Genomic DNA, 23,618 nt, shown 5'->3' with positions numbered 1-23,618 from the left:
GAGTGGGAGCCGGCGGGCTGATCGCTGAAGGCGACGCAAATGTGGTTAACGGCGCTGAAGCCGTGGGACCCGGATTTGCCTGGGTTGAAGAGTGCGCGGAGAGCCCCATGGCGGGCGGGGCGGGCTGCCCAAAGGCGCAGCGCCAAAATCGGAAAATAGTTGTTTCGGAAACGGCCTATAATCTGTTCACTCAGCGAGATTTCAACCGCCGGAGAGGCTCGAATGGCCGACGTTTTTCCAAAAATCCTTACTGTCTCTCGAATCCCGGTGTCGCCGTGGCTCGAGGTCATCGCACGAGACGTGCAGTTCGATAGCGGCTCTCCGGCCGAGACCTATTACGCCGTTGCGCAACCAGACTATGTGGTTGCGCTCGCAATCACGCCCGATTCCCGCGTGTTGCTGGTGAGGCAGTATCGCCCGGCGATTGAGCGGTTTTCGCTTGAGTTGCCTGCAGGAATGTTGGACCCAGATGAAGATCCGCGTACCGCAGCGGCGCGCGAGCTCCTCGAGGAAACCGGCTACCCGACAGCGACCATTGAGTTGATCGGGAAAGGTGCAACCTGCTCAAGCCGCATCAGCAACACAACTCATTCGTTTTTCATCAGGACTGGAGAGCGAGTCCATGATTTTTCCGAGGAACCAGGCGTTTCCGCTACTCTGACGACATTGGACGAACTTCGCTCGCTCATGCTTGCAGGTGCCTTCGCCGAGCAGGCGCACGTTGGCGTAGTGGCTCTGGCAGCCGCTAGAGGTCTGATTGAGTTTTAGACCGCGTACCCTTCATCTTCGTCGACAACGGACGGGCACGGGCGTGTTATCGACCGGATTTAGCTCTTTCGTCCGTTCTTCGACTTGAGCGACAAGCCGAGGCGCAGGGCCATGCGCTTGATGGCATCGGGCGTGCGCCCGAGCTGCTTGGCTGCCTCTTCCAGCGAAACCGAAGACTTGGCCAATTCCATCAGCCTGCGGTCTTCCTTGAACGACCAGGGCTTGCGCGCCATAACCGACATGATCCTCTACGCGTCAACACAACGACAAAGCCGCCAAGCCATATTCGCTCAGCGGCTTTGCTTGGGTGGGGCCGGGCCTTGGGGGAGCCCGGTGCGATCATGGATATGCGATCGGTGAAAACGCGCAACAAACAACGCCGATTAAGCTAACTGCTCAACCTTACCGCGATGAAGTTGGTGCTCGGCATTCCGTACAACCACGGGCCTGTTCAGCCGGGGTTGGTACGTCTCTTCTGACAGCCATGATCGAGGGGGTCCTGCCACCAGATTTGTTTGTCGCAAAATCGGCGAACGCTCTCGAAAAGTCCTGTCGAAGGTCTCACTCGAGCTGCATCCGAGTTCGCATTCGATCTTGCGGGGATCGGATAACAAGCAACCGTTCATGGTATGAGCGATCGATGACGAAGTAGATCAGCTCGCGGCGCGAACGCTTGCATTGACTTCTTGCGTGCCATGAACACGCGACGTGTGAATTGTGAGGGACCTTTGTTGGGAAAAATCCAGGGATCCTCAATTGATCAACGGGCGCATCAGCGTTTTTGGTTTTTTTGGTTTTCGTTATGCGGAGAGATGAGACGCTGAGTGCGGGAAGCGTCAACTAATTCATCAGAGTTTCTTCATGCAAGGTCGTGCTCAAGAAACTCTGCAAGAGGGAGTTGGCAATTGAGATCCATCCTTGGGAAGGCTTGAGTTGAGCATTCAAAACCCTATTCGGGGCTGTCTGAAAAGCGAGTGTTGCGTCGACCTATGACAGGAGCAAGGGCGGCCGATGAGGCCGATGAGCATTGTCTCGGCTGCGATAGAGTATTTTCCGCCTTATGATATCCGGAGGAGATGGTTCGTTCCGCCTTGAAAGGTTCCAGTTGATGTATTATTAATGTTCATTAATGAATCGCCCGGGACACGAAAATGGATTGCAGCCCTTTTGAGCTGGAAGGCCTCTCCGTCGATCAGTTGTCAGATCTGTATGATCAGGTTCGGCAGACTCTCGCCGAGAAAATTAAGAGTGAAAAACACAAGCTTGAACAAAAGCTTATCGTTTTAAACGCGGGCTTGACCCCTGTGCCTCGGCAGCCCTCCAAGGCGGCCGGCACCACGAAGTCGCGCGATCGCGATTATACTGCGGGAAATTCTGGCCGCCGCAATTACCCCGCGGTGCAACCAAAATACCAGAATCCGGATAATCTATCGGAGACGTGGGCGGGGCGCGGCAAGCAACCTAAATGGTTGGTTGCACAGTTGAATAACGGCAAAGCGATCGAGGAATTCTTGATCAAGTAGCGATTTGTCGTAGCGTTCTAATCGTCCGATTTAGCTTCCAGTTTGCTAAGTTGGATCCGTCTAGTTGCGCGGGCTGATTAACGTAAACCTAAAATTCAGTGAATTTTGAGAGGACTATCTTCACCAACCTGAAGGGGTGAAGTTTGCGTCCTAACTAGGGAAAGATTGGTTTAAGTCAGAGCTCGGTGATGCGCTGCGTGCCTGCCGCACGGCGTTCATCGGCGTCGGCTTGATGAGCTGCATGATCAACCTGCTCTATCTGACCGGGTCGATCTTCATGCTGGAGGTCTACGACCGGGTGCTGCCGAGCCGCAGCATTCCGACCCTGGTCGGCCTGATCGTTCTCGCCAGCGGCCTCTATATGGCGCAGGGCGTGCTCGACATGATCCGCAGCCGCATCCTCGGGCGGGTCGGCACCGCGCTCGACGAAGCCCTGAACAAGCGCGTTTTCGACACCATCGTGCGGCTGCCGCTGCTGGTCGGCAACCGCAACGAGGGGCTGCAGCCGCTGCGCGATCTCGACAATGTCCGCTCCTTCCTCGGCGGCATGGGCCCGAGCGCGTTTTTCGACCTGCCCTGGCTGCCGCTCTATCTCGGCATCTGTTTCGCCTTCCACGTCTGGATCGGCGTGACTGCGCTGGTCGGTGCCGTCATCCTGGTTGGGCTGACGCTGGTCACCGAGTTCATGTCCCGCCAGCCGGCGAAGGAGGCGATGGGCCTTGCCGCCCAGCGCAATGATCTTGCCCAGTCCAGCCGCCGCAACGCCGAAGTGCTGGTGTCGATGGGCATGGCCGGCCGGCTCAACCAGCGCTGGAGCGAGACCAACGAAAAATACCTCGCCGGCAACCAGCGTGCGAGCGACGTCGCGGGCGGTCTCGGGGCGATCGCCAAGGTCCTGCGCATGATGCTGCAATCCGCCGTGCTCGCCGTCGGCGCCACGCTCGTCATCCACCAGGAGGCCACCGCCGGCATCATTATCGCCGGCTCGATCCTGTCGGCCCGCGCGCTGGCGCCGGTCGATCTGGCGATCGCGCACTGGAAATCCTTCGTCGCGGCCCGCCAGAGCTGGCAGCGCTTAAGCCGCCTCCTTGAACAGATGCCGGCGCAGACGATCCCGACGCAGCTGCAGGCGCCCACCAGCCGTCTGTCGGTCGAGGGCATCGCCATGGTGGCGCCGGGCGACCAGCGTCTCATCGTCCAGGACGTCAACTTTGTGCTCGAAGCCGGCAACGGCCTTGGCGTGATCGGGCCGAGCGGCTCCGGAAAATCCTCGCTGATCCGCGCGCTGGTCGGTGTCTGGCAGCCGATCCGCGGCAAGGTCCGGCTCGACGGCGCGGCGCTCGACCAATGGTCATCCGACGTGCTCGGCCGCTACATCGGCTACCTGCCCCAGGACGTCGAATTGTTCGGCGGGACCATCGCGCAGAACATCAGCCGCTTCGATCCCGCGGCGACATCCGACGGAATCATCGCGGCGGCCAAGGAAGCCGGCGTGCACGAGATGATCATCAAGATGCGCGAGGGTTACAACACGCAGGTCGGCGAGCAGGGCGGCTCGCTCTCCGCCGGCCAGGCCCAGCGCGTGGCGCTCGCGCGCGCGCTCTACGGCAATCCGTTCCTGATCGTGCTGGACGAGCCCAATTCCAACCTCGACACCGAAGGCGACGAGGCGCTGACCCGCGCGATCCGCAGCGCGCGCGAGCGCGGCGCCATCGTTGTCGTGGTGGCGCATCGCCCGATCGGCGTCGAGGCGGTCGACCAGATCCTGGTGCTGCGCGATGGCCGCATGCAAGCCTTCGGTCCGAAGGAGCAGGTGCTCGCCCAGGTGCTCCAGCCGCGCGCGACGCCGCCGGCGCCGATCAAGATCGTCAGCGAAGGCGGAGTGGCCAAACCATGAGCACGATGACGGTTGGCGGAACGAAGCCCGCCGCGACCAGGACGGTGCGGCAGTCGATCCGGTTTCACCTGTTTCTCGGCCTTGGAATCGTGGCGTTGTTGGCCGCCGGTCTCGGCGGCTGGGGCTCGACGGTATTGATCTCGGGCGCGCTGATCGCGCCCGGCCAAGTCGTGGTCGAATCCAACGTCAAGAAAGTGCAGCACCCGACCGGCGGCGTGGTCGGCGAGGTGCGCGCCCGCGACGGCGACGTGGTCAAGGCCGGCGACATCGTCGTGCGGCTCGACGACACCGTCACCAAGGCCAACCTTGCCATTGTCGTGAAGAATCTCGATGCCGCGCAGGCGCGCGCGGCGCGGCTTCAGGCCGAGCAACGCGGCCTCGACAAGATCGCGTTTCCGCAAGCGCTGCTCGAGCGCAGCGGCGACCCTGATGTCAAGGCGCTGCTCGATGCCGAAACCAAGCTGTTCGACGTCCGCGTCAACGGCCGCGCCGGCCAGAAGGCCCAGCTGCGTGAGCGCATCCAGCAGCTCAATGAGGAGATCGAGGGCCTCCAGGCCCAGGAGAAAGCCAAGGACAAGGAGATCGCGCTGGTGCAGCAGGAGCTCACCGGCGTGCGCGATCTCTACGACAAGCATCTGGTGCAGATCTCGCGCCTGACCACGCTGGAGCGTGACTCGGCTCGTCTCAACGGCGAACGTGCGCAGTACATCGCTCAGCGGGCGCAGGGGAAGGGCAAGATCACCGAGACCGAGCTGCAGATCATCCAGGTCGACAAGGACATGGTGAGCGAGGTTTCCAAGGATCTGCGCGAGACCAACGACAAGATCGGCGAGCTGATCGAGCGCAAGGTCGCGGCCGAAGACCAGCTCCGCCGCGTCGACATCCGTGCACCGCAGGACGGCATGGTGCTGCAATCGACGGTGCACACCGTCGGCGGCGTCGTCACCGCCGGCGATGCGCTGATGCTGATCGTGCCGCAGGGCGACGACCTCCAGGTCGAGGCCAAGGTCAATCCGGTCGACATCGACAAGCTCCAGATCGGCCAGAAGACGCTGCTTCGCCTTTCCGCCTTCAACCAGCGCACCACGCCCGAGCTCACCGGCGTCGTCAGCCGCGTCTCGCCCGACGTCACCACCGACCAGCGCACGGGCCAGAGCTATTATACGATCCGCGTCTCGATGTCGGCTGAAGAGGTCGCCAAGCTTGGTGATTCCAAGCTGATCCCCGGCATGCCGGTGGAAGCCTTCGTCCAGACCGGCGACCGCACCATGCTGTCGTACCTGTTGAAGCCGCTGCACGACCAGTTCATGCGGGCGTTCAGGGAGAAGTAACGCGCGCCAGGCGCGATCTCGTAGGGTGGGTTAGGCGAAGCCGTAACCCATCGCTTCTCTGTCCGCGGAAACAGAAGTGGTGGGTTACGCCGAGCGGATGCGCCTTGCGCATCTGCAGGGCTAACCCACCCTACGGGACCTTCTTCTTTGCTATAGTTCGACTCGAGCTAACAACCCGGCGCCGAATCATGCAATCCCCGCCCTCCATCGCCACGAAATCCTTCAAAGACGCCAGCCTCGCCGTCGCCCGCCTCGAAGAGATTTACGAGCGCAACACCAAGTTCCTGCGCGAGCGGTTCGAGGCTTACGTCGCCGGCGAGGCCATCACGACGCGGGTCCGGGCCTATTATCCTTTCGTCCGCCTCACCACCGCGACACATGCGCGGCTGGACTCGCGCCTCTCTTACGGCTTTGTCGCAGGACCCGGCGTGCACGAGACCAGCGTGACGCGGCCGGATCTGTTTCGCGCCTATCTCACCGAGCAGATCGGCTTGTTGATCCAGAACCACGGCGTTCCCGTCGAGATCGGCGAGTCCAACGAGCCGATCCCGATCCACTTCGCCTATCGCCGCGACATCAACATCGAGGCCGCCATCACCACCAGCGAGAATTCGGCCATTGCGCGATCGCTGCGCGATGCGTTCGATGTGCCTGATCTCGCCACCATGGATGATGCGATCGCCGACGGCACTTTCGAACTCCAGCCCGGCGCGCCCGAGCCGCTGTCGCTATTCCGTGCCGCCCGCGTCGACTACTCCCTGCGCCGGCTCTATCACTACACCGGCACCGATCCCGAGCATTTCCAGAATTTTGTGATTTTCACGAACTACCAGTTCTACGTCGATGCGTTCGCGGAGCTCTGCCAGCAACGGCTGCAGTCCGGCGAAGCCGGGCTCGATGCGTTCGTTGCACCCGGAAACGTCGTGATGCGCAGCGACGGAAGCACGACGGGAACGGCGCCTGCGCGCACACCGAACATGCCGGCGTTTCATCTGGCCGCGCCGGGATATCGCGGCATCACGCTGATCAACATCGGCACTGGTCCGTCCAATGCCCGCAACGTCACGGACCACGTCGCGGTGCTGCGGCCGCATGCCTGGCTGATGCTCGGACATTGCGCCGGCCTGCGCAACACGCAGCGGCTCGGTGACTATGTGCTCGCCCATGGCTACGTGCGTGAGGATCACGTGCTCGATCGCGAGCTGCCGCCCTGGGTGCCGATCCCCGCTCTGGCCGAAATGCAGGTCGCCCTGGAGCAGGCGGTTGAGGATGTCACAGGTCTGGAAGGCTTCGAGCTCAAGCGATTGATGCGCACCGGCACGGTCGCCAGCGTCGACAACCGCAATTGGGAGATCAGTGGGCCCGAGGTCATCCGTCGCCTGTCGCAGTCTCGCGCGGTCGCGCTCGACATGGAATCGGCCGCGATCGCTGCCAACGGTTACCGCTTCCGTGTGCCTTACGGCACGCTGCTCTGCGTCTCCGACAAGCCGCTGCACGGCGAAATCAAGCTCGCCGGCATGGCCAGCGAATTCTACCGACGGCGCGTCGGCCAACATCTCGAGATTGGCCTGAAGGCACTGGAACGGCTCAAGCAGCAGGAATCGGAGCGGCTGCATTCGCGCAAGCTTCGCAGCTTTGCGGAAGTCGCATTCCAGTAAGCCGGCCGCAACTGCCCGGACAATGGCAGCACGCCTGTCGTGCCGAACTCCTGATCTGCGCGCGCACGTGGTCCGGGAATATCCCTGCTGGCGCAGGGTTATCATGTCGTCCGGGGCGTATTCCAGCAGACATCAGGAGACCACAATGGTCAATCCGATCATCAGGCTCGCCGTTCGCGGCGTGTATCTTGCGGCGCTCGTTGCCGTAGCCGGAACTGCGCCTGTCTTGGCGGCGGGCGGCGGAGGTGGTGGTGGCGGCGGCGGCGGTGGCGGAGGCGGCGAGGATCCCTTCGCGCATCCCACCTCCAGCCAGAGCACGCCGGCCCCGACCTATCCGTCGCGCAGCGGCACCAAGGCTACCCAGAAGGGCAAGAAGGCCAATAACCAGTCGAGCATCGATGATCCGGCTTTCGCCGCGGGCTACCGCGTGGCCTACGACACCATCTACGAGCGCAACGACTACGCCGCCGCGATCGCGCAGTTGAAGGCGCTCGGCCATGACGACAGTGCGAATGTCGCGAACCTGATCGGCTACTCCTACCGCAAGCTCGGTGACTACAAGCAGTCACAGCTCTGGTACGAGCACGCGCTGAAGATCGACCCGAACCATGTGCTGACCTGGCAGTATTATGGTTTGTGGCAGCTCGAGCAGGGCAATCGCGAGCAAGCTATGTTTCATCTCAGCCGGATCGCGGCCATTTGCGGGACGGATTGCGATGAGTACAAATCACTGGCCGCGGCCTTGGACAAGCCCACCGGAACAGCTCTCGCGTACTGACGTCCGCCGGGAAGGCAGCCTGTGAAACGCTCGCCGCCTGCCGGGTGACAAGTCGCGCGAATTTCAGCATTGTCCCGTTCGGGGGTGCGAACGGGACAATTGGATGCCGCTGACTCGCGACAGGATCGTCGGCCACGACCGCGAGCGTCTGGCCTTCCGCTTTACCATGCTGAGCGATGGAGATGTCGTGCAGTGCCAGATCAGCGATGCCGCGATGGACGAGCTTGCGGGCATGCAAGGCACCGAGAGCAGCGCGCGGCAGGCGCAATTCACGTCGCTGCGCGAGACCATCGAGCGGATCGCGTCGGATCTCTACGACGAGGCGCCGCGGTTCAAGGGCTATGTGGTGCGGATTTTTGTTCGCCATTTGGGGCGGTAGCGTCGATCATCACCGCGAACACAAATCTCTCACCGTCACCCCCGCGCAATGGCGAAGCCATTGTCGCTGGAGGTGGCCGCTTCTTTAGCTGCCCTCGAAGGGCGACGGCCCAGCTGCATCCCGGCCGTCCATCCTTCGAGGCTCTCCACGTGGCGCGTTGCGCCGCGTGTCTCGCACCTCAGGATGACGGATTGGATCGCGTGGCTGTTGCGTTTTTTGACACGTCACCTCTCCAAATTCCGCAGCAACAATTTCAGCGCCGTCTCCGCGAACGCCTGCATGTTGGCGAAACGGTCGCTGCTGCCAGTCTCCAGCGTGATTACCTCCGCTGTTGGCCCCGCGACCGCCATGCAGCTATGGCCGGCCGCATCGCCGTAGCGGTTTCCGGTGGGACCGGCCGCGCCGGTTTCGGACAGACCCCAGTCGGAATTGAAGCGGCCGCGCATCCGTTCGGCGAGGAGTTTGGCGTAGGGCTCCGATGAGGAGCGAAAGCCCTTCATTCCTTCGTCCGAAATATCCATCAGCACGCGCCTGGCATCGCGGGTATAGACCACCGCGCCGCCGAGGAAATAAGCGGAGGCGCCGGGGACCGCGAGCAGGCTCGCCGCGATCAGCCCGCCGGTCGAGGATTCCGCGACCGCAATGGTCTGTTTGCGCGCGATCAACTTTGCTGCGACCTGTTCCGCGATGCCGACAAGTTGTCTCATCTCTGTCACCCCTCATTCCTTCGCAACCGAGCTCATTCTTCCTAGCATATGACGGAAGGCTTCTGACAGAAGCCTTGTCCGAGTTGCGGCCGGAGGGCAGGCCTGCTTGAATGGTGGAAGAAAAGACCTTGGGAGGAAACGTGAAGAGGGAGACGTCATGGCATCCCTGATCGCCGGCGGTGTCGATTGCGACGTGCATCCGGCCGTGCCTGATCTGACCAGCCTGCTGCCGTACCTGAACGACTATTGGCGGGACCAGGTGACGACGCGCGGCATGGTCGATCTCGTCTCGCAATCCTACCCGAAGAACTCGCCGATCGTTGCGCGGCCCGATTGGCGCCCCGAGACCGGCAAGCCGGGTGAGAGCCTCGCGGACATGCAACGCCATGTGCTCGATCCCCTCCAGATCGAGCTCGCCATCTGCAATCCGCTCTATGGCGTGCAGATGGTATTTTCCGAGGACATGCAGGCCGCTTTCTGCCGCGCGCTGAACCAGTGGCTTGCGAAGGAATGGCTCGATCGCGACGAGCGGCTGCGCGGCTCGATCGTGATCCCGACACAGAGCGTCGAGAAATCAGTCGCCGAGATCGAGCGCTGTGCCGCCGACAAGCGCTTCGTGCAGGTGCTGATGCTGGTCATGGGCGACACGCCGCTCGGCAAGCGCGCGCTCTGGCCGATCTACGAGGCCGCGGAACGGCACGGCCTTCCGATCGGCATCCACGCCGGTTCCGCCTATCACAATCCGCCGACCGCGGTGGGATGGGGTTCCTACCACATCGAGGACTATGTCGGTCAGGCCCAGGCGTTCCAGACCCAGCTCACCAGCCTCATTGTTGAGGGCGTATTCGCCAAATATCCGCGGCTGAAGATGGTGATGCTCGAATCCGGCGTCTCCTGGATATCGCCGTTTCTCTGGCGCCTGCACAAATTCTGGCGCGGGGTGCGGATGGAGACGCCCTGGGTCGATCGCGCGCCGCTTGAAATTGTGCGCAGCAACATTCGCTTCTCGTTACAGCCGTTTGATGCGCCGCCGGACGAGGCGACATTAATTCGCCTGTTTGATCATATGCAATCCGACGAATTGGTCCTATTCTCCACGGACTATCCGCACTGGCAGTTCGACGGCCAGGACGCGCTGCCCGAGGGTCTCACCCCCGATCTCGTGCGCAAGATCATGATCGACAATCCGCATGCAACCTATTCCCGCCTGATCTAGCCCGCTGCCAAAGGAGGCAAGGCGATGAATGTCCAGTTCCGTGAAGGCCTAGAGGCCGCTTCTCCCCTGACGACCAAGACCGCGATCGCGGACTGCGATATCCATCCGGCACGCGCCACGCGCACGGAGCTTTATCCGTATCTGGCCAAACGCTGGCAGCATCATCTCGAGATCTATGGTGTTCATGCCTATCAGGGCATGATGGAAGGGCCGCCCTATCCGAAGGCCCAGCCCAACGCCTCGCGCCGCGATGCCTATCCGCCGGAAGGCGGGCCGCAGGGATCCTCGCTCTCCTTCATGCAGAAGCAACTGCTCGATCCCAATAACGTGCAGCTTGGCATCCTCAATCCGCTCAATACCGGGCAGGGCATTCGTAACCATGAACTCTCGGCAGCACTCTGCTCGGCGATCAACGACTGGCAGATCGACAAATGGACCAGCAAGGACCACCGGCTGAAGGCCTCGATCGTCGTCGGCAATGAGGATGGTCTGTCAGCCGCGGCCGAAATTCGCGAGCGCGCCGGCGACAAGAATTTTGTCCAGGTGCTGTTGCTCAGCCGCAATGTCGAGCCGCTTGGCCAGCGGCGCTATTGGCCGATTTACCAGGCCGCGGAAGAGGCAGGGCTGCCGGTTGGCGTCCACGCATTCGGCTTCGGCGGTAATCCGATCACGCCCTCGGGCTGGCCGTCCTATTACATCGAGGAGATGGTGGGCCACTCGCAGTGCCAGCAATCGGCGCTCGCCAGTCTCGTGCTGGAAGGCGTGTTCGAGCGCTTCCCGAAGTTGAAGATGGTGATGATCGAGGCCGGCTTCGGCTGGGCGCCGTCGCTGGCGTGGCGGCTCGACAAGGTCTGGCAGCGGCTGCGCAGCGAGGTGCCGCATGTGAAGCGGCCGCCGTCGGAATATATCCGCGAGCAGGTGTGGTGGACGACGCAGCCGATGGAAGATCCGGAGCGTCGCGAAGACCTGTTCGACGTCATCAAATGGATCGGTTGGGATCGGCTTTTGTTCGCGACCGACTATCCGCATTGGGACTACGACGAGCCGTCGCGTGTGCTGCCCGCAGGTGTCAGCGAAGCCAATCGCGAGGCGTTCTATCTCGGCAATGCCAAGAAGCTGTACGGCGTGTCCTGATGGCAAGACACGTCATTGCGCCGGTCGATGAGCTTCCGCCCGGCACACGAAAGTTTCTGGAGATCGACGGCCGGCCGATCGCGGTCTTCAACATCAAGGGCGAGTATTTCGGCCTGATGAACCGCTGCCCGCATCAGGGCGCGGCGCTGTGCGAGGGACCGCTGATCGGGCTCGCGCAGTCGAGCGATCCCGGCGAGATCGAGTACACGAAACTCGGCGAAATCATCCGCTGTCCCTGGCACGGCTGGGAGTTCGACATCCGCACCGGCCAGTCCTATTGCGACCCCCGCCGCTTTCGCGTGAAGGCGTATCCGGCCCATGTCGAGCCAGGCGCAGCCGTGGTGAAGGGACCGTATGTCGCGGAGACCTTCCCGGTGAAGGTCGAGAGCGACTACGTGGTGGTGGAGCTGTAGGCTCCCGCTGTCATTCCGGGGCGATGCGAAGCATCGGGCCCGGAATCCATCGTGCCACGGGAATGCTGGGAGAAATGGATTCCGGGCTCGCGCTACGCGCGCCCCGGAATGACACCGTCCTCATGCCCCGTCGCCGGCTCCGCCGCCGTATCATACGTCGTCACAGTCCTGCCGCCGCCGCGATAGACGACGAGCGCAGCGATGATGCCCAGAACGGCCGCGAACATCAGCCAAAGACCAGGCGCGGCCTTGTTGCCGGTGTAGTCGATCAGCAGGGTCGAGGCGAACGGCGTGAAGGTGCCGAACAGCGCGGCTGCGAGCGCAAACGCCAGCGAGAAGCAGGTGGTGCGCACATGCGCCGGGACGATCTCGACGAGGGCGCCGAGCATGGTTCCGCTGTACATGCCGAAATAGAACGAGAACATCATCTCGACTGCCAGCAGCTTGCCGAAGGTCGGCGCCGCCACCAGCCAGGACAGCGCCGGATAGGCTGTGAGCAGCGCCAGCGTGGCGATCGCGATCAGCACCGGCTTGCGGCCGACGCGGTCGGACAGCGCGCCGCCGACCGGGTTCCAGATGAAGTTGGTGACGGCGACGAGCAGCGTCACCAGCAGCGCTTCCTGCGTCGACAGTTTCAGCACGGTCTTGCCGAAGGTCGGCGTGTAGACGGTGACGAAGTAGAACGTGGTCGTGGTCAGGATCGCGATCATCATGCCGAGGATGACGATGCGCCAGTTGGCGAGCGCGGAGGCGAACACTTCGCTGGCGGTCGGATGCTTCTTCATCGCAAGGAAGGCCGGTGTCTCTTCGAGCGTGCGCCGCAAGAAGAAGATCAGCGGGATGATCAGGCAGCCGACGAAGAAGGGAATGCGCCAGCCCCAGGAGGCGACCGTGTCGGCTGGCATCAGTTCGGACAGGATGTAGCCAAGGATCGAGGCGACGAAAATCGCGACCTGTTGGCTCGACGACTGGAACGAGGTGTAGAAGCCGCGATTGCCGGGCGTCGAGATCTCCGCGAGATAGACCGACACGCCGCCAAGCTCGACGCCGGCGGAGAAGCCCTGCAGGAGGCGTCCGATCAGGACGATGATGGGGGCTGCGATGCCGATCGTGGCGTAGCTCGGACAGAACGCGATCACGACGGTGCCGATCGCCATGATGCCGAGCGTCACGATCAGGCCCTGGCGGCGGCCGATGCGATCGATGTAGGAGCCGAGCACGATGGCGCCGACGGGACGCATCAAGGCGCCAAGCCAGAACACACCGAAGGTGTTGAGCAGCGATGCGGTTTCGTTGGTCGAGGGGAAGAACGCCTTGCCGATCGCGGCGGCATAAAACCCGAACAGGAAGAAGTCGAACTGCTCGAGGAAATTGCCGCTGGTTGCACGCAGGATCGCGCCGATGCGCGACTCGATCTCGGGCGGATTTGTTGATGTTGCTGACCCAGCCATTGACGTTACTCCCCTTCAAGACGTGGCCGGACCGGAACTCATTTTCACGGTGAGGCGACAGATTGTTGCTGCGACAATCTGACCAACCCCTCCCGCGCGAAGCCTTTTGAGTCAACCCATTTCACTGCGGAAGCCGATGGTTTTTCAGGCTTTATTCTGCGCTGCCGCGATCATCCACTGGCGGAAGGCTGTGAGCTTCGGCGCCTCGCGACGGCCCTCCGGCGAAACCAGGTAGAAGCCGGCATCGGCCGGCAGCGCGATCTTGAAGGGAACCACGAGCCGGCCCTTGGCGATGTCGTCCTGCACGTAGGAGGTCCGTCCCATCGCCACACCCATGCCGTCGATCGCGGCCTGCACCGTCATGAAGCTCATGTCGAAGGTCATGCCGGGCTGCCGTGAGAGGCCGGCGGGCAGGGCCGCCGCCGTCAGCCAGAGGCGCCAGTCGTCGCTATTGTTGGTATGCAGTAGAACATGATCCTTCAGGTCCTCCGGCGTGCGGAGGGGCTTGTCGCCGCGAAGAAGAGATGGACTGCACACGGGAAACAACTCGTCGGCCATCAGCCAGTCGGCGCGCACGCCCGGCCACTGGCCCCTGCCGTAGCGAATCGCGGCATCGACCTTGTCGCGCTGGAAGTCGACGAGGCTGGTCGACGTGGTGATGCGGACGTCGATACCGGGATGGGTTTCCTGGAAGTCGGTCAGACGCGGCAGCAGCCATTTCGCCGCAAGCGAAGCGATCGTCGAGACCGTCAGCACCTTGTCGTCATCCGTGCGGAGCAGCCGGTCGGTCGCAAGACGGAGGTCGTTGAAGGCGGCGCGAACACCGGGGAGGTAATCGCGCGCCTCCGGCGTCAGCGCCAGCGCGCGGTTCTGCCGGATGAACAGGCGGATGCCGAGCTCCTCCTCGAGCCGGCGGATCTGATGGCTGATCGCGGTCTGCGTCACGTTCAGCTCGGAAGCCGCCAGCGTGAAGCTGAGATGGCGCGCGGCGGCCTCAAAAGCCCGCAATCCGTTCAGGGAAGGCAATCTGGCAGTCATTTGGCAGCAGGATGCATGATCTTATTTCATGCGAAGAGGTACAAATTCTCGTTTGTCGGATCGCGCGCGCAGGCAGATATTAGCGCTCAAGTTAGCTCAAGGAGCTGAAAATGTCCACTTGCACCGATCATTCGATGACAAATCATCATGCAACCGGCCTGATCGCCCAGATCGGCGAGACCCTCCACATCTGGCACGAGCGCTACCGGACCCGGAATGAGCTCACCCACTGGACCGCCCGTGATCTCCATGACGTCGGCCTGTCCTGGAGCGATATCGCAGCTGAAGCCGAGAAACCCTTCTGGCGGGCCTGATAGGCCGCCAGGCCGGCGCCGCCTGATCACAGGGGCGCCGGCGGTCCCTCTTTCGAGGTCACGTGTCATGGGCACCTATCGCCTGGAAGACCTGAAGCAATATTCGGATACGCTGCGTACCCGCCAGGGCGAGGCGCTCAGCGTGCGCTTCGTCGAGCCGCGCGACACCGAGGAGCTTCAGCACTATTTCCGCTCGCTCTCGACCCGCTCCCGCTACAACCGTTTCTTCGGCGCGCTCAGCGAACTGCCGAAGGGGCTCCTGAACGAATTCCTTCAGGTCGGCGAACGCGAGCGTTTCAGCGTGGTCGCCACCATGATCGTCGATGGTTTCGAGACCATCGTGGCCGAGGCACGCTATGCCTTCCATGCCGAGACTTCGACGTTCGAGTTCGGCCTGTCGGTCGACGATCGCTGGCAAGGTCACGGTATTGCGACCGCGCTGATCGAGAATCTCGAGTGCCGCGCAGCTTCGCTCGGTGCCGAACATATCTTCGGCGACACGCTGCGTTCCAACCAGGCCATGATCTCCCTCGCGCGAAAATCGGGCTTCGCCTTCGTCAATCATCCCGACGACTGGAAGCTGGTCCGCTTCGACAAGGAAATCCACGTCGCGCCCAAGGACATTCCCTGTGCCAGCTGGCGCCTCGCCGCGCTTTCCCGTCAGGCCGATAGCCCCTCAGCCTCGGCCTGACACCACTCCAAGCCCGGCCCTGATGATTCAGAGCCGGGCATTTTTTCTTTCATATCCCGTCATCCTGAGGTGCGAGGCCAGCGATGCGAAGCATCGTGGGCGGAGCCTCGAAGGATGAACGGCCGCGCTGGCCGTGTCTTGCTTTCCGCAGCCATAGCCGGGCCGTCGCCCTTCGAGGGCCGCTGAAGAAGCGGCCGCCTCAGGGTGACGGTCGACGATTTTCCAATCCGCTACTTCCCGGTGAATACCGCCTTCCGCTTCTCGATAAAGGCCTGCACCGCTTCCTTGTGATCGGCGGTCGTGGTCAGGCGGATCAGCCGTTCGGCTTCGTGGTCGCGCGCGGTCTCGAAATCGAACAGCAGGGCCTCATCGAGATTGTCCTTCATGTAGCGCAGCGCCAGGCGCGGGCCTTCGGCGAGCGACTTTGCCAGTGCGAAGGCCTCGGTCTGTAACTTGTCGTCGGGGACGACGCGGTTGACGAGGCCGATTGTCTCGGCACGCGTGGCATCGACGCGGTCGCCGGTGAACAGCAGCTCACGGGCTCGCGCGGTGCCGACAAGGCGCGTCAGCAGCCAGGCGATGCCGTAGTCGCCGGAGAGTGCAATGCGGGCGTAGCCGGTGGCGACGAAAGCCGATTGCGCGGCGATGCGGATGTCGCAGGCCATGGCGATCGCTAGTCCAGCGCCGACGGCGGGGCCGGGCAGGGCTGCGATGGTCGGCTTGCGCACCGACACCAGCGCGCCGGTGAGCAGCCGCTGGCGCTCCTGGAGATCGGCGATGCGGTCGTCCAGCGACATGTCCAGCTTCTTGGGATCGCGATGTGCGCCCATGCCCTTGACGTTGCCGCCGGCGCAGAACGCTTCGCCCGCACCGGTGATCAGGAGTGCGCCGACATCTGGGCTCTCGCCGCATGTCCGGATCATCGTCCGCAGCGCCGGCGTCAGATTGTCCGACAGCGAATTGCGCGCCTCAGGCCGGTTCAGCGTGATCACCGCGACGCGGTCGCGGACGACGCAGAGGAGTTCATTGGTGCCGGTGTCGATGCTGGCTTCGGTGGTCATTTGGCTCCCTCTCTTCCGTCATTGCGAGCGAAGCAATCCAGAATCTTGTCGCGGAGACAGTCTGGATTGCTTCGTCGCTTCGCTCCTCGCAACGACGAATGTTGTGAACTTGTCGCCTCAAAACTTCTCGACCCAGGGCCGCAGCTCCAGCTCCCAGCTCCAGGCGTTGCGCGGCTGCTGCAGCACATTCCAATAGCTCTGTGCGATCGCATCGGGATCGAGCATCGAATCCGGCTTGTCGGCGGGCTCGCTCCGCGCGGCGCTGCGGATGCCGCCGTCGATGACGAAATGCGCCACATGAATACCCTGCGGCGACAATTCGCGCGCCATGCTCTGTGCGAGGCCGCGCAGTGCGAACTTGCCCATCGCGAACGGGGCGGATTGCGCATAGCCTTTGACGCTGGCCGAAGCGCCGGTGAACAGGATCGCACCATGCTGGTTCGGTACCATGCGTTTTGCGGCCTGCTGCGCCACCAGGAAGCCGCCATAGGCGCTGACCGCGATCGCGTTCGCGACATCGGCGGGCACCAGGTCCACAAACGGTCCGCGCGCGCGGCCGCTGGCGTTGTAGACCACGAGGTCGGGCGTGCCGATCTCGCGCTCGACGAGGCCAAACAGGCGTTCGACCTCCTCGGGCTCGGTGGCGTTGCAAGCATAGGCCTTGGCGCCGGTCTCGGAGCAAAGCGCGCCCAATTTCTCGATCTTGCGCGCGGCCAGCGCGACGCGGATGCCCTGCGCGGACAGCAGCCGTGCCAGTGAGGCGCTCAGGCCTTCGCCGGCGCCGACGATGAGGGCGATCTTGTAGTTCGGATTTTCCATGATGTGGTCTCTGGCGTGATCTTGCGGGGGCAGGACGCCACTGATCTATGTATCCGCAATGCGGACGGCCAGCCGAGCCGATCACAATTCCGCAGAGCGAATTGATCCTTCACGGCGATCATGCCTCCCTGACAATTTGCGGCTTTATCGCTTCTCGCGATGGGAGCATGATCGACATCATCTCGAGCAGCAAGCGATAAGAATTGCCGCCGGGCGGGAAGGAAGAGGACGATCATGCACAAGCCGGTCACAGCGCAGCCAAAAGATGTCGCGGCCGCAGCCTCCGGCCTGCTGGCGCCCGATACCACGGGCATGAACTTCTACCGCGCCGATCAGGCGCTGACGGACCTCCTGCGCATCCATCTGCCCGATACGCTGTTCCGCCACATCGAGCCGCATCTCGACCGCCTCGGTGAACTCGCCGGCGGCCGTCTCGACGAATGCGCGCGTCTCGCCGACCGGCACACGCCGGTGCTGCACCAGCGCGACAAGTTCGGCCGCGACATTCAGTGGATCGAATATCACCCGGCCTATCGCGAGCTCGAGAACGCCGCCTTCGGCGAATTCGGTATCCACGCGCTCTCGATCCGCAAGGGCATCATGGGCTGGCCGGACAAATACCCCGTGGTGGCCAAGCACGCGTTCACGTTTCTGTTCAACCAGGCCGAATTCGGCATGGGCTGCCCGATCAACGTGACCGACGGCTGCGCAAAGCTGCTGGCGAATTTCGGCAGCGATGCGCTGAAGGCTAGGTATCTCGACGGCCTGACCTCGACCGACATGAGCAAGCTCACTCAGGGCGGCCAGTTCATGACCGAGAAGGAAGGCGGCTCCGACGTCGGCGCGCTGACCACGCGCGCGGTGCAGGAGGGCGACCATTGGCGCCTCACCGGCGAAAAGTGGTTCTGTTCGAATGCGGACGCCAAGGTCGTGATGCTGCTGGCGCGACCCGAAGGCGCCGGTCCCGGCACGCGCGGCGTCGGCCTGTTCCTGATGCCACGCTTCCTCGACGACGGCTCGCAGAACCACTACCGGATCGTGCGCCTGAAGGACAAGCTCGGCACCCGCTCGATGGCCTCGGGCGAGATCAAGCTCGAAGGCGCGATCGCCTACGCCGTCGGCAAGCTCGATCGCGGCTTTGTGCAGATGGCCGAGATGGTGAACTCGTCGCGGCTCTCCAACGGCGTGAAATCCACCGCGCTGATGCGCCGCGCCTATCATGACGCGATGACGGTGGCGAAGAACCGCGTCGTATTCGGCAACCGCATCATCGACCTGCCGCTGGGTCGTCGCCAGATGCTGAAGATCATGCTGCCGGTCGAGCAGGCGCTGTCGGTGAGCTTGCTCACCGCCGATGCGCTCGACCGCGCCGAGGCCGGCAGCCAGGATGCGGCCGCGCTGCTGCGCATCCTGGCGCCGACGCTGAAATTCCGCGCCACCCGCGATGCACGAAAAGTCTGCGGCGACGCGCTCGAGATGCGCGGCGGCATCGGCTATATCGAGGAATTCGCCACCCCGCGGCTGCTGCGCGATGCCCATCTCGGCTCGGTCTGGGAAGGCACCGGCAACATCGTCGCCATCGATGCGCTCAGGCGCGCGGTCGGGCGCCACGGCGCTGAATCCGCGCTCGCAGCCGATCTGCACGCCCGGCTGGACGACAGCGCCTCGGTGCCGCAAGCCTGGCGCGACAATCTGCGCGGCTTCGTCGACCGTGCGGTCGGTTTTGCGCGCGAGGTCGCGGGCAGGTCCGAGAACGAGGCCGATGCGCGCCGCGCCACCAGCCTGCTCTATCATGTCGCGAGCGCCGTCGCGCTCGCCTGGGAAGCCCATCGCATCCACGCGATGCGCGGCGATGCGCGTCGGCTCCTGATGTCGCGCCTCGTGATCGACCATCGGGTGGTACCAAGCGACCCGTTCCGGCTGACGGAAAATGCCACGCAAGCGAAGATCGCGGCGCTGCTGCTAGGTGATCGCGTGGCCCCCATGAGCGAGGTTGGCGAACTGGTCCTGGCGGCGTAGGCTCTTTTCACCTCTCCCATAGGGAGAGGTCGGATCGCGACAGCGATCCGGGTGAGGGGTTACGCTCCGTCGCGAGACTTGAACCCCTCACCCGGCATCGCATCTTCGATGCGCTTCCGACCTCTCCCATGGGGAGAGGTGCAGAGCCGACAGCCGACGAAACAAACAACAAACGAGGAAACATCCCATGAAGGCCGCCGTCCTTTATGAAGTCAACAAGCCGCTGGTCATCGAGGATGTCAGCCTGCCGAAGCCCGGTCCGCGCGAGGTGCTGATCCGCACCGCCGTCGCCGGTCTCTGTCACTCAGACCTGCACTTCATGGAAGGTCTTTACCCGCATCCGCTGCCCGCGGTGCTCGGCCACGAGTCCGCCGGCATTGTCGAGCAGGTCGGCTCCGACGTCACCTATGTGAAGCCGGGCGACCACGTCGTGACGTGCCTCTCCGTATTCTGCGGCACCTGCGACAATTGCACCACCGGCCGCACCGTGCTCTGCACCGACACCACGGTGAAGCTGCTGCCGGGCGTCTCCAACCGCATGCAGTGGTCGAAGCCCGAGAAACTGCACCAGTTCCTCAATCTCTCGTCCTTTGCCGAGCAGATGCTGGTGCACGAGAACGCGATCGTCAAAATCCGCGAGGAGATGCCGCTCGATCTCGCCGCGCTGATCGGTTGCGGCGTCATCACTGGCTACGGTGCGGTCGTGAACACCGCAAAGGTGACGGCGGGCGAGACCGTGGCCGTGATCGGCTGCGGCGGCGTCGGCATGGCCGCGATCAACGGCGCGCAGATCGCCGGCGCCGGCCGCATCATCGCCATCGACACCAATCCCGCAAAGCTCCAGCTCGCGACCAAGCTCGGCGCCACCGACATCATCAATCCTGCCGATGGCGACGTCGTGAAGCAGGTGCGCGACCTCACCAATGGGGGCGTGCATCATTCCTTCGAGGTGCTCGGCCGCAAGGAGACCGCGGAGCAGGCGTTCGCCATGCTTGCCTCGGGCGGCACCGCCACCATCGTCGGCATGATCCCGTTCGGCCAGAAGATCGAGCTGCACGGGTTTGACTTTTTGCGCGAGCGCCGCATCCAGGGCTCCTCGATGGGCTCCAACCATTTCCGCGTCGACATGCCGCGGCTGGTCGATTTCTATCTGCGCGGCCGGCTGCACCTGGAAGACTGGATCTCGGCCAAGCTGAAGCTCAGCGAGATCAACGAGGGCTTTGCCAATATGAAGGCCGGCAAGACGCTGCGCAGCGTGATCGTGTTCGATAGCTGAGCAACACAGCCGTCATCGCCCGGCTTGACCGGGCGATCCAGTACGCCGAGGCGGAAATGGTATAGCCAACAATCGCTGCGGAGTACTGGATGCCCCGGTCAAGCCGGGGCATGACAGCGGAATATGGGGCGCACCGTTTTCGCCTTCGCCGACACTAGACTAATCGTCAAACATCTTCGGCGGCACGAAGCCGCCGAACTCGCGCTCGATCAGCTCGGCAAGCTTGAGCGGCGTGCGGTCCTCGAGCCAAGGGCCGACGATCTGGACGCCGACGGGCAGGCCGTCCGGCGCGAAGCCGGTTGGAATCGCGGTCGCTGGCAGGCCGGGGAGCGTGGCAATGCCGGGCCAGGCGAGCTGGTCGGTATAGACGTGCTCCTTGCCGTCGATTGTGATGCGGCGCTGCTCCTGGTCTTCAAGATGGTCGTGCGGAAAGGCCGGGGTCGGCATGATCGGGCAGATCACCGCGTCGAACGTCTTGAACAGTTCGCGCCATTGCGCTCGCAGCCGCGTGCGTCCTGCGTTGGCGACCACCCAGTCACGATGACTGAGCGCGACGCCACGCAGCCGCTCGGCGGCAAGGCTGTTGTCGCTCTCGGGAAGCGCCGCCGCGGCCGCCTTGGCGCCGTTGTAAACGTCAGGCGCAAAGCTCGCGGCCAGGAACGAGATCAGCATGCGCATATAGAGCCGCGACGAGGCCGCGAAGTCAGGCAGCAGCGGGCTGCTTCGTTCGATCTTGACGCCTGATTTGGCGAGGTTGTCGGCGAGCGTGTTGATGCTGCCGCGCACGGCCGTGTCGGTCGGCAGCACCGGATCGGTGTCGATTACCAGCACGCGAAAATCTCTGAACGCGGTGTGGCGTGCGGCAGGGAGCTCGAGCTTGTAGGCGATACCCGCCTCGATCGGATCGGGTCCGGCCATGACGTCGAGCAAAAGCGAAAGGTCGGCCGCGCTGCGCGCCATCGGACCGATCACCGAGAGATCGCGCTCGAACGGCAAGGGAGGCGCCGGCGGCGCGACATGCCCGCGCGTGGCGACGAGGTTGAAGGTCGGCTTGTGCGCATAGACGCCGCAATGGAATGCCGGCACGCGCAGTGAGCCGCCGATGTCCGAGCCGATCGAGAGCGGGCCATATCCCGCGGCGAGCGCCGCCGACGATCCGCCGGAGGAGCCACCAGGCGTGCGGCCGAGGTCGTAGGGATTGTTGGTGGTGCCGTAGATGTCGTTGTAGCTCTGCCAGTCGGCGAGCGCGAGCGGCACATTGGTCTTGCCGACAATGACGGTGCCGGCGTCCTTCACCCGCGTGACCGGCAGCGCATCTTCCTTGGCGATGAAGTCCTTATGCGCAGGATTGCCCCAGGTCGTGGGCAGACCGGCGATGTTGTAGGACTCCTTCACTGTCATCGGCAGGCCGAGCAGCGGCTTGCGTTCGCCGCGGGCCAGTGCCGCATCGGCTTCGCGCGCCGCGCTCAGCGCGCGATCGAAATCCCGGACGCAGATCGCGTTGACCTTGCCGTCGTGACGTTCGATGCGGTCGATCGCATCCTGCGTCAGCTCGACGGCGGAAACCTTTTTCGCCGTCAATGCGGCCGACAGCTCGACGGCGCTCTTGTAACTCCATTCCGATTTAGCCACGACATGCTCCTGCGCTTCTCTCGAGCGATGATGCGCAGTTTTAGTCGATGCCGCAACCGCCGTTTGATCGCGGTTGATCCGGGGGAAGGTTACCCCGGTAACATTCGTTGCATCACGCGGTCGCGATAGACGAAGATATGCGCAAGCGCAGCCGCGATGTGAATGAGGATGGTGACGAGCAGCGCCCATTCCATCGCCTGGTGAAGGCCGTCGATGGCCCGGCCGGCGGCCTCGTTGTCGGACCCGAGCATCGGCAGGTGCAAGAGGTAGAAGTACGAAACCGACCATCCGCGGTAGGATGCGAACAGCCAGCCCGAGATGGTGGTCCCGAGCACCAGCACATACAGCAGCCAGTGGACCGCTTCGGAGCTCAGGCGCTGCCAGGCCGGGAGTGAGCTCTCCGGAGCGGTGGGATGGGTCAGCCGCCAGACCAGACGCAGCGCGGTGAGCACGAGGATGGTGATCCCGAACGAGATGTGAAACGTCATCGCGGCGCCCGGCGCCATGTTGCGGTGAAGGTCCGGCATCAGCCAGCCGATCGGGTATTGCACGGCAAGCAGTGCGACGATGAGCCAGTGGAAGACCTTGGCGGGTGTGCCGTATTGAAGGCGAATGGTCATGAGAATCCCGGCGTTGAGCGCCCGCGTCGATCAGGGTTGAAAGCCGCGCGCTGCTGCATGGATGAACGGGTTGACAGGGCCGCTGCTCGTGCGCGTGTTGCCGTCCGCTTTCTGACCCGGAACGGGAAAGGCGTAGCCGATGATGGTCTTGACCACGAAGCGGTCGGAGGCCGGCGTCAATCCGTAGCCGACGCCGAAGTTCACGTCGAACACGCCGGCCTTGAAATCGGTGACGGCAAACAGCGTGTGCTGCTGGTCGGCGAGCTTGCTGAAGTTCCCGATCTCGCCGAAATCGGCGTAATATTCGAAGCCGGCGAACACGTCGTTGCCGAAGTTGCGGGCCAGGCGTGCGGCGGGCGCGAAATCGGCTTCGCCCTTGCTGCCGAAGCCGATATCGACGATGGGGTTGACGATGAATTCATATTGCGCGTTGCGCACGCCGATGATCGGGCGGATCTCCAATCCCCATCGTGTCTGCGCGAATTTCGGCATCTCGTAGCTCAGCTCGAAATTCACGCCATAGAAGAAATTGCGCTGCTCGGCATGCGGCGACACGAACAGAGTGCGCAACTTGAAGGCGTCGGACAGAAATTGCCGGTCCTGCACGGCGAACGGAAGATAGAGCCCCAGCTCCCACCAGTCGGTCATGCCGTAGGCGAATTCGGGCGTGCCGTTGAGGCTGTGGTTGGACGGAAATCCGCCGGGGAACGGCGGATCCTTCTGCCCGAGCGCGACATAGTTGAGGTGTTGCTGGATGGTAAACTGGCCGATCTCGGCGATGCCGGCGTTGTAGACCTGGATTTCGTCGGTGGCGTAGGCGTTCGACGCAAGCAGCACCAGTGCGCCGGCGAGGCTCGTGACCACGGTGAATGAACGATTCCCCTTCATCATGG

Annotated in this window: 23 protein-coding genes; 14 read left to right on the top strand and 9 right to left on the bottom strand. The window is 63.3% G+C overall.

Annotated features, from left to right (window positions below; translation table 11 throughout):
- Positions 1-222: 222 nt before the first annotated feature.
- Entirely contained in the window at positions 223-768 is a 546-nt protein-coding gene (locus JQ621_RS22815; protein ID WP_212236927.1) for an NUDIX hydrolase, read from the top strand.
- A gap of 59 nt (positions 769-827) precedes the next feature.
- On the opposite strand, the gene JQ621_RS22810 is transcribed toward JQ621_RS22815, so the two are convergent.
- Entirely contained in the window at positions 828-1,010 is a 183-nt protein-coding gene (locus JQ621_RS22810; protein WP_212237210.1) for a hypothetical protein, read from the bottom strand.
- A 909-nt stretch (positions 1,011-1,919) separates the two neighbouring features.
- Between JQ621_RS22810 and JQ621_RS22805 the strand changes: the two genes are divergently transcribed.
- The 6 genes from JQ621_RS22805 (at position 1,920) to JQ621_RS22780 (ending at position 8,334) form a co-directional block, all read left to right on the top strand.
- On the top strand, positions 1,920-2,291 hold the full coding sequence (locus tag JQ621_RS22805) for an H-NS histone family protein (RefSeq protein WP_212236926.1): 372 nt from the start codon (positions 1,920-1,922) through the stop codon (positions 2,289-2,291).
- Between the two features lie 193 nt (positions 2,292-2,484).
- Positions 2,485-4,188: a type I secretion system permease/ATPase gene (locus JQ621_RS22800; RefSeq protein ID WP_212237181.1), complete on the top strand. Its 1,704-nt coding sequence runs from the start codon at positions 2,485-2,487 to the stop codon at positions 4,186-4,188.
- On the top strand, positions 4,185-5,519 hold the full coding sequence (locus JQ621_RS22795) for an HlyD family type I secretion periplasmic adaptor subunit (protein WP_212236925.1): 1,335 nt from the start codon (positions 4,185-4,187) through the stop codon (positions 5,517-5,519). Before JQ621_RS22800 ends, JQ621_RS22795 begins: the two co-directional genes overlap by 4 nt.
- Positions 5,520-5,707: 188 nt before the next feature.
- A complete protein-coding gene (locus tag JQ621_RS22790; protein WP_212236924.1) occupies positions 5,708-7,177 on the top strand; it encodes an AMP nucleosidase in 1,470 nt (489 codons plus the stop codon).
- Positions 7,178-7,322: 145 nt separating this feature from the next.
- Positions 7,323-7,955, top strand: a complete 633-nt coding sequence (locus tag JQ621_RS22785) for a tetratricopeptide repeat protein (protein ID WP_212236923.1) — start codon at positions 7,323-7,325, stop codon at positions 7,953-7,955.
- A 103-nt stretch (positions 7,956-8,058) separates the two neighbouring features.
- Positions 8,059-8,334, top strand: a complete 276-nt coding sequence (locus JQ621_RS22780; RefSeq protein ID WP_212236922.1) for a DUF1488 family protein — start codon at positions 8,059-8,061, stop codon at positions 8,332-8,334.
- Between the two features lie 224 nt (positions 8,335-8,558).
- On the opposite strand, the gene JQ621_RS22775 is transcribed toward JQ621_RS22780, so the two are convergent.
- Positions 8,559-9,041 carry a CinA family protein gene (locus JQ621_RS22775; protein ID WP_212236921.1) on the bottom strand — a complete coding sequence of 161 codons (483 nt, stop codon included), beginning with the start codon at positions 9,039-9,041 and terminating at the stop codon, positions 8,559-8,561.
- A gap of 157 nt (positions 9,042-9,198) precedes the next feature.
- Here JQ621_RS22775 and JQ621_RS22770 point away from each other — a divergent pair, with 157 nt between their 5' ends.
- The 3 genes from JQ621_RS22770 to JQ621_RS22760 are packed head-to-tail and all read left to right on the top strand — an operon-like array spanning position 9,199 to position 11,804.
- Positions 9,199-10,257 carry an amidohydrolase family protein gene (locus JQ621_RS22770; RefSeq protein WP_212236920.1) on the top strand — a complete coding sequence of 353 codons (1,059 nt, stop codon included), beginning with the start codon at positions 9,199-9,201 and terminating at the stop codon, positions 10,255-10,257.
- Between the two features lie 24 nt (positions 10,258-10,281).
- Positions 10,282-11,391: an amidohydrolase family protein gene (locus JQ621_RS22765; RefSeq protein WP_212236919.1), complete on the top strand. Its 1,110-nt coding sequence runs from the start codon at positions 10,282-10,284 to the stop codon at positions 11,389-11,391.
- Complete coding sequence (locus JQ621_RS22760; RefSeq protein ID WP_212236918.1) at positions 11,391-11,804, top strand: Rieske (2Fe-2S) protein; 414 nt, start codon at positions 11,391-11,393, stop codon at positions 11,802-11,804. The genes JQ621_RS22765 and JQ621_RS22760 overlap by 1 nt, the downstream gene beginning before the upstream one ends.
- Positions 11,805-11,896: 92 nt before the next feature.
- Here JQ621_RS22760 and tcuC read toward each other — a convergent pair whose 3' ends face one another.
- Together tcuC and JQ621_RS22750 are read right to left on the bottom strand one after the other, a co-directional pair.
- Positions 11,897-13,255: an MFS transporter gene (gene tcuC / locus JQ621_RS22755; RefSeq protein WP_212236917.1), complete on the bottom strand. Its 1,359-nt coding sequence runs from the start codon at positions 13,253-13,255 to the stop codon at positions 11,897-11,899.
- Between the two features lie 144 nt (positions 13,256-13,399).
- Complete coding sequence (locus tag JQ621_RS22750) at positions 13,400-14,293, bottom strand: transcriptional regulator GcvA (RefSeq protein ID WP_212236916.1); 894 nt, start codon at positions 14,291-14,293, stop codon at positions 13,400-13,402.
- 110 nt (positions 14,294-14,403) lie between these two features.
- On the opposite strand from JQ621_RS22750, the gene JQ621_RS22745 reads away from it, so the two are divergent.
- Both JQ621_RS22745 and JQ621_RS22740 read left to right on the top strand, forming a co-directional pair.
- Complete coding sequence (locus tag JQ621_RS22745) at positions 14,404-14,607, top strand: DUF1127 domain-containing protein (RefSeq protein ID WP_212236915.1); 204 nt, start codon at positions 14,404-14,406, stop codon at positions 14,605-14,607.
- Between the two features lie 67 nt (positions 14,608-14,674).
- Positions 14,675-15,298 (top strand): GNAT family N-acetyltransferase, encoded by a 624-nt coding sequence (locus tag JQ621_RS22740; protein ID WP_212236914.1) that lies wholly within the window; start codon positions 14,675-14,677, stop codon positions 15,296-15,298.
- Between the two features lie 230 nt (positions 15,299-15,528).
- Here the strand turns inward: JQ621_RS22740 and JQ621_RS22735 are convergent, their stop codons facing one another.
- Together JQ621_RS22735 and JQ621_RS22730 are read right to left on the bottom strand one after the other, a co-directional pair.
- A complete protein-coding gene (locus JQ621_RS22735; protein WP_212236913.1) occupies positions 15,529-16,359 on the bottom strand; it encodes an enoyl-CoA hydratase in 831 nt (276 codons plus the stop codon).
- A gap of 117 nt (positions 16,360-16,476) precedes the next feature.
- Positions 16,477-17,178 carry an SDR family NAD(P)-dependent oxidoreductase gene (locus tag JQ621_RS22730; RefSeq protein ID WP_212236912.1) on the bottom strand — a complete coding sequence of 234 codons (702 nt, stop codon included), beginning with the start codon at positions 17,176-17,178 and terminating at the stop codon, positions 16,477-16,479.
- 234 nt (positions 17,179-17,412) lie between these two features.
- Between JQ621_RS22730 and JQ621_RS22725 the strand changes: the two genes are divergently transcribed.
- Both JQ621_RS22725 and JQ621_RS22720 read left to right on the top strand, forming a co-directional pair.
- The gene (locus tag JQ621_RS22725; RefSeq protein ID WP_212236911.1) at positions 17,413-19,197 is read left to right on the top strand and encodes an acyl-CoA dehydrogenase family protein; all 1,785 of its coding nucleotides are present in this window, start codon (positions 17,413-17,415) and stop codon (positions 19,195-19,197) included.
- Between the two features lie 187 nt (positions 19,198-19,384).
- A complete protein-coding gene (locus JQ621_RS22720; protein ID WP_212236910.1) occupies positions 19,385-20,473 on the top strand; it encodes a Zn-dependent alcohol dehydrogenase in 1,089 nt (362 codons plus the stop codon).
- 159 nt (positions 20,474-20,632) lie between these two features.
- On the opposite strand, the gene JQ621_RS22715 is transcribed toward JQ621_RS22720, so the two are convergent.
- The 3 genes from JQ621_RS22715 to JQ621_RS22705 form a co-directional block, all read right to left on the bottom strand.
- Positions 20,633-22,105 carry an amidase gene (locus tag JQ621_RS22715; RefSeq protein ID WP_212236909.1) on the bottom strand — a complete coding sequence of 491 codons (1,473 nt, stop codon included), beginning with the start codon at positions 22,103-22,105 and terminating at the stop codon, positions 20,633-20,635.
- A gap of 89 nt (positions 22,106-22,194) precedes the next feature.
- Complete coding sequence (locus JQ621_RS22710) at positions 22,195-22,725, bottom strand: cytochrome b (protein ID WP_212236908.1); 531 nt, start codon at positions 22,723-22,725, stop codon at positions 22,195-22,197.
- A 30-nt stretch (positions 22,726-22,755) separates the two neighbouring features.
- Positions 22,756-23,613 carry a hypothetical protein gene (locus tag JQ621_RS22705; RefSeq protein ID WP_249125486.1) on the bottom strand — a complete coding sequence of 286 codons (858 nt, stop codon included), beginning with the start codon at positions 23,611-23,613 and terminating at the stop codon, positions 22,756-22,758.
- Between the last annotated feature and the right edge of the window lie 5 nt (positions 23,614-23,618).

Source organism: Bradyrhizobium manausense (genome assembly GCF_018129685.1).
In the GTDB taxonomy this organism is placed as follows: Bacteria; Pseudomonadota; Alphaproteobacteria; order Rhizobiales; family Xanthobacteraceae; genus Bradyrhizobium; species Bradyrhizobium manausense_D.
The sequence above is the reverse complement of the archived record's forward strand: the minus strand, read 5'-3'. Positions and strand labels throughout refer to the sequence as shown.

What these genes read in the sequence shown, in the direction of transcription:
- JQ621_RS22785 (WP_212236923.1), top strand. Translation starts at nt 7,323, where the DNA reads ATGGTCAATCCGATCATCAGGCTCGCCGTTCGCGGCGTGTATCTTGCG.
- tcuC (WP_212236917.1), bottom strand. Translation starts at nt 13,255, where the DNA reads ATGGCTGGGTCAGCAACATCAACAAATCCGCCCGAGATCGAGTCGCGC.
- JQ621_RS22780 (WP_212236922.1), top strand. Translation starts at nt 8,059, where the DNA reads ATGCCGCTGACTCGCGACAGGATCGTCGGCCACGACCGCGAGCGTCTG.
- JQ621_RS22815 (WP_212236927.1), top strand. Translation starts at nt 223, where the DNA reads ATGGCCGACGTTTTTCCAAAAATCCTTACTGTCTCTCGAATCCCGGTG.
- JQ621_RS22795 (WP_212236925.1), top strand. Translation starts at nt 4,185, where the DNA reads ATGAGCACGATGACGGTTGGCGGAACGAAGCCCGCCGCGACCAGGACG.
- JQ621_RS22705 (WP_249125486.1), bottom strand. Translation starts at nt 23,613, where the DNA reads ATGAAGGGGAATCGTTCATTCACCGTGGTCACGAGCCTCGCCGGCGCA.
- JQ621_RS22750 (WP_212236916.1), bottom strand. Translation starts at nt 14,293, where the DNA reads ATGACTGCCAGATTGCCTTCCCTGAACGGATTGCGGGCTTTTGAGGCC.
- JQ621_RS22740 (WP_212236914.1), top strand. Translation starts at nt 14,675, where the DNA reads ATGGGCACCTATCGCCTGGAAGACCTGAAGCAATATTCGGATACGCTG.
- JQ621_RS22770 (WP_212236920.1), top strand. Translation starts at nt 9,199, where the DNA reads ATGGCATCCCTGATCGCCGGCGGTGTCGATTGCGACGTGCATCCGGCC.
- JQ621_RS22725 (WP_212236911.1), top strand. Translation starts at nt 17,413, where the DNA reads ATGCACAAGCCGGTCACAGCGCAGCCAAAAGATGTCGCGGCCGCAGCC.
- JQ621_RS22805 (WP_212236926.1), top strand. Translation starts at nt 1,920, where the DNA reads ATGGATTGCAGCCCTTTTGAGCTGGAAGGCCTCTCCGTCGATCAGTTG.
- JQ621_RS22760 (WP_212236918.1), top strand. Translation starts at nt 11,391, where the DNA reads ATGGCAAGACACGTCATTGCGCCGGTCGATGAGCTTCCGCCCGGCACA.
- JQ621_RS22735 (WP_212236913.1), bottom strand. Translation starts at nt 16,359, where the DNA reads ATGACCACCGAAGCCAGCATCGACACCGGCACCAATGAACTCCTCTGC.
- JQ621_RS22730 (WP_212236912.1), bottom strand. Translation starts at nt 17,178, where the DNA reads ATGGAAAATCCGAACTACAAGATCGCCCTCATCGTCGGCGCCGGCGAA.
- JQ621_RS22720 (WP_212236910.1), top strand. Translation starts at nt 19,385, where the DNA reads ATGAAGGCCGCCGTCCTTTATGAAGTCAACAAGCCGCTGGTCATCGAG.
- JQ621_RS22810 (WP_212237210.1), bottom strand. Translation starts at nt 1,010, where the DNA reads ATGTCGGTTATGGCGCGCAAGCCCTGGTCGTTCAAGGAAGACCGCAGG.
- JQ621_RS22775 (WP_212236921.1), bottom strand. Translation starts at nt 9,041, where the DNA reads ATGAGACAACTTGTCGGCATCGCGGAACAGGTCGCAGCAAAGTTGATC.
- JQ621_RS22745 (WP_212236915.1), top strand. Translation starts at nt 14,404, where the DNA reads ATGTCCACTTGCACCGATCATTCGATGACAAATCATCATGCAACCGGC.
- JQ621_RS22710 (WP_212236908.1), bottom strand. Translation starts at nt 22,725, where the DNA reads ATGACCATTCGCCTTCAATACGGCACACCCGCCAAGGTCTTCCACTGG.
- JQ621_RS22765 (WP_212236919.1), top strand. Translation starts at nt 10,282, where the DNA reads ATGAATGTCCAGTTCCGTGAAGGCCTAGAGGCCGCTTCTCCCCTGACG.
- JQ621_RS22790 (WP_212236924.1), top strand. Translation starts at nt 5,708, where the DNA reads ATGCAATCCCCGCCCTCCATCGCCACGAAATCCTTCAAAGACGCCAGC.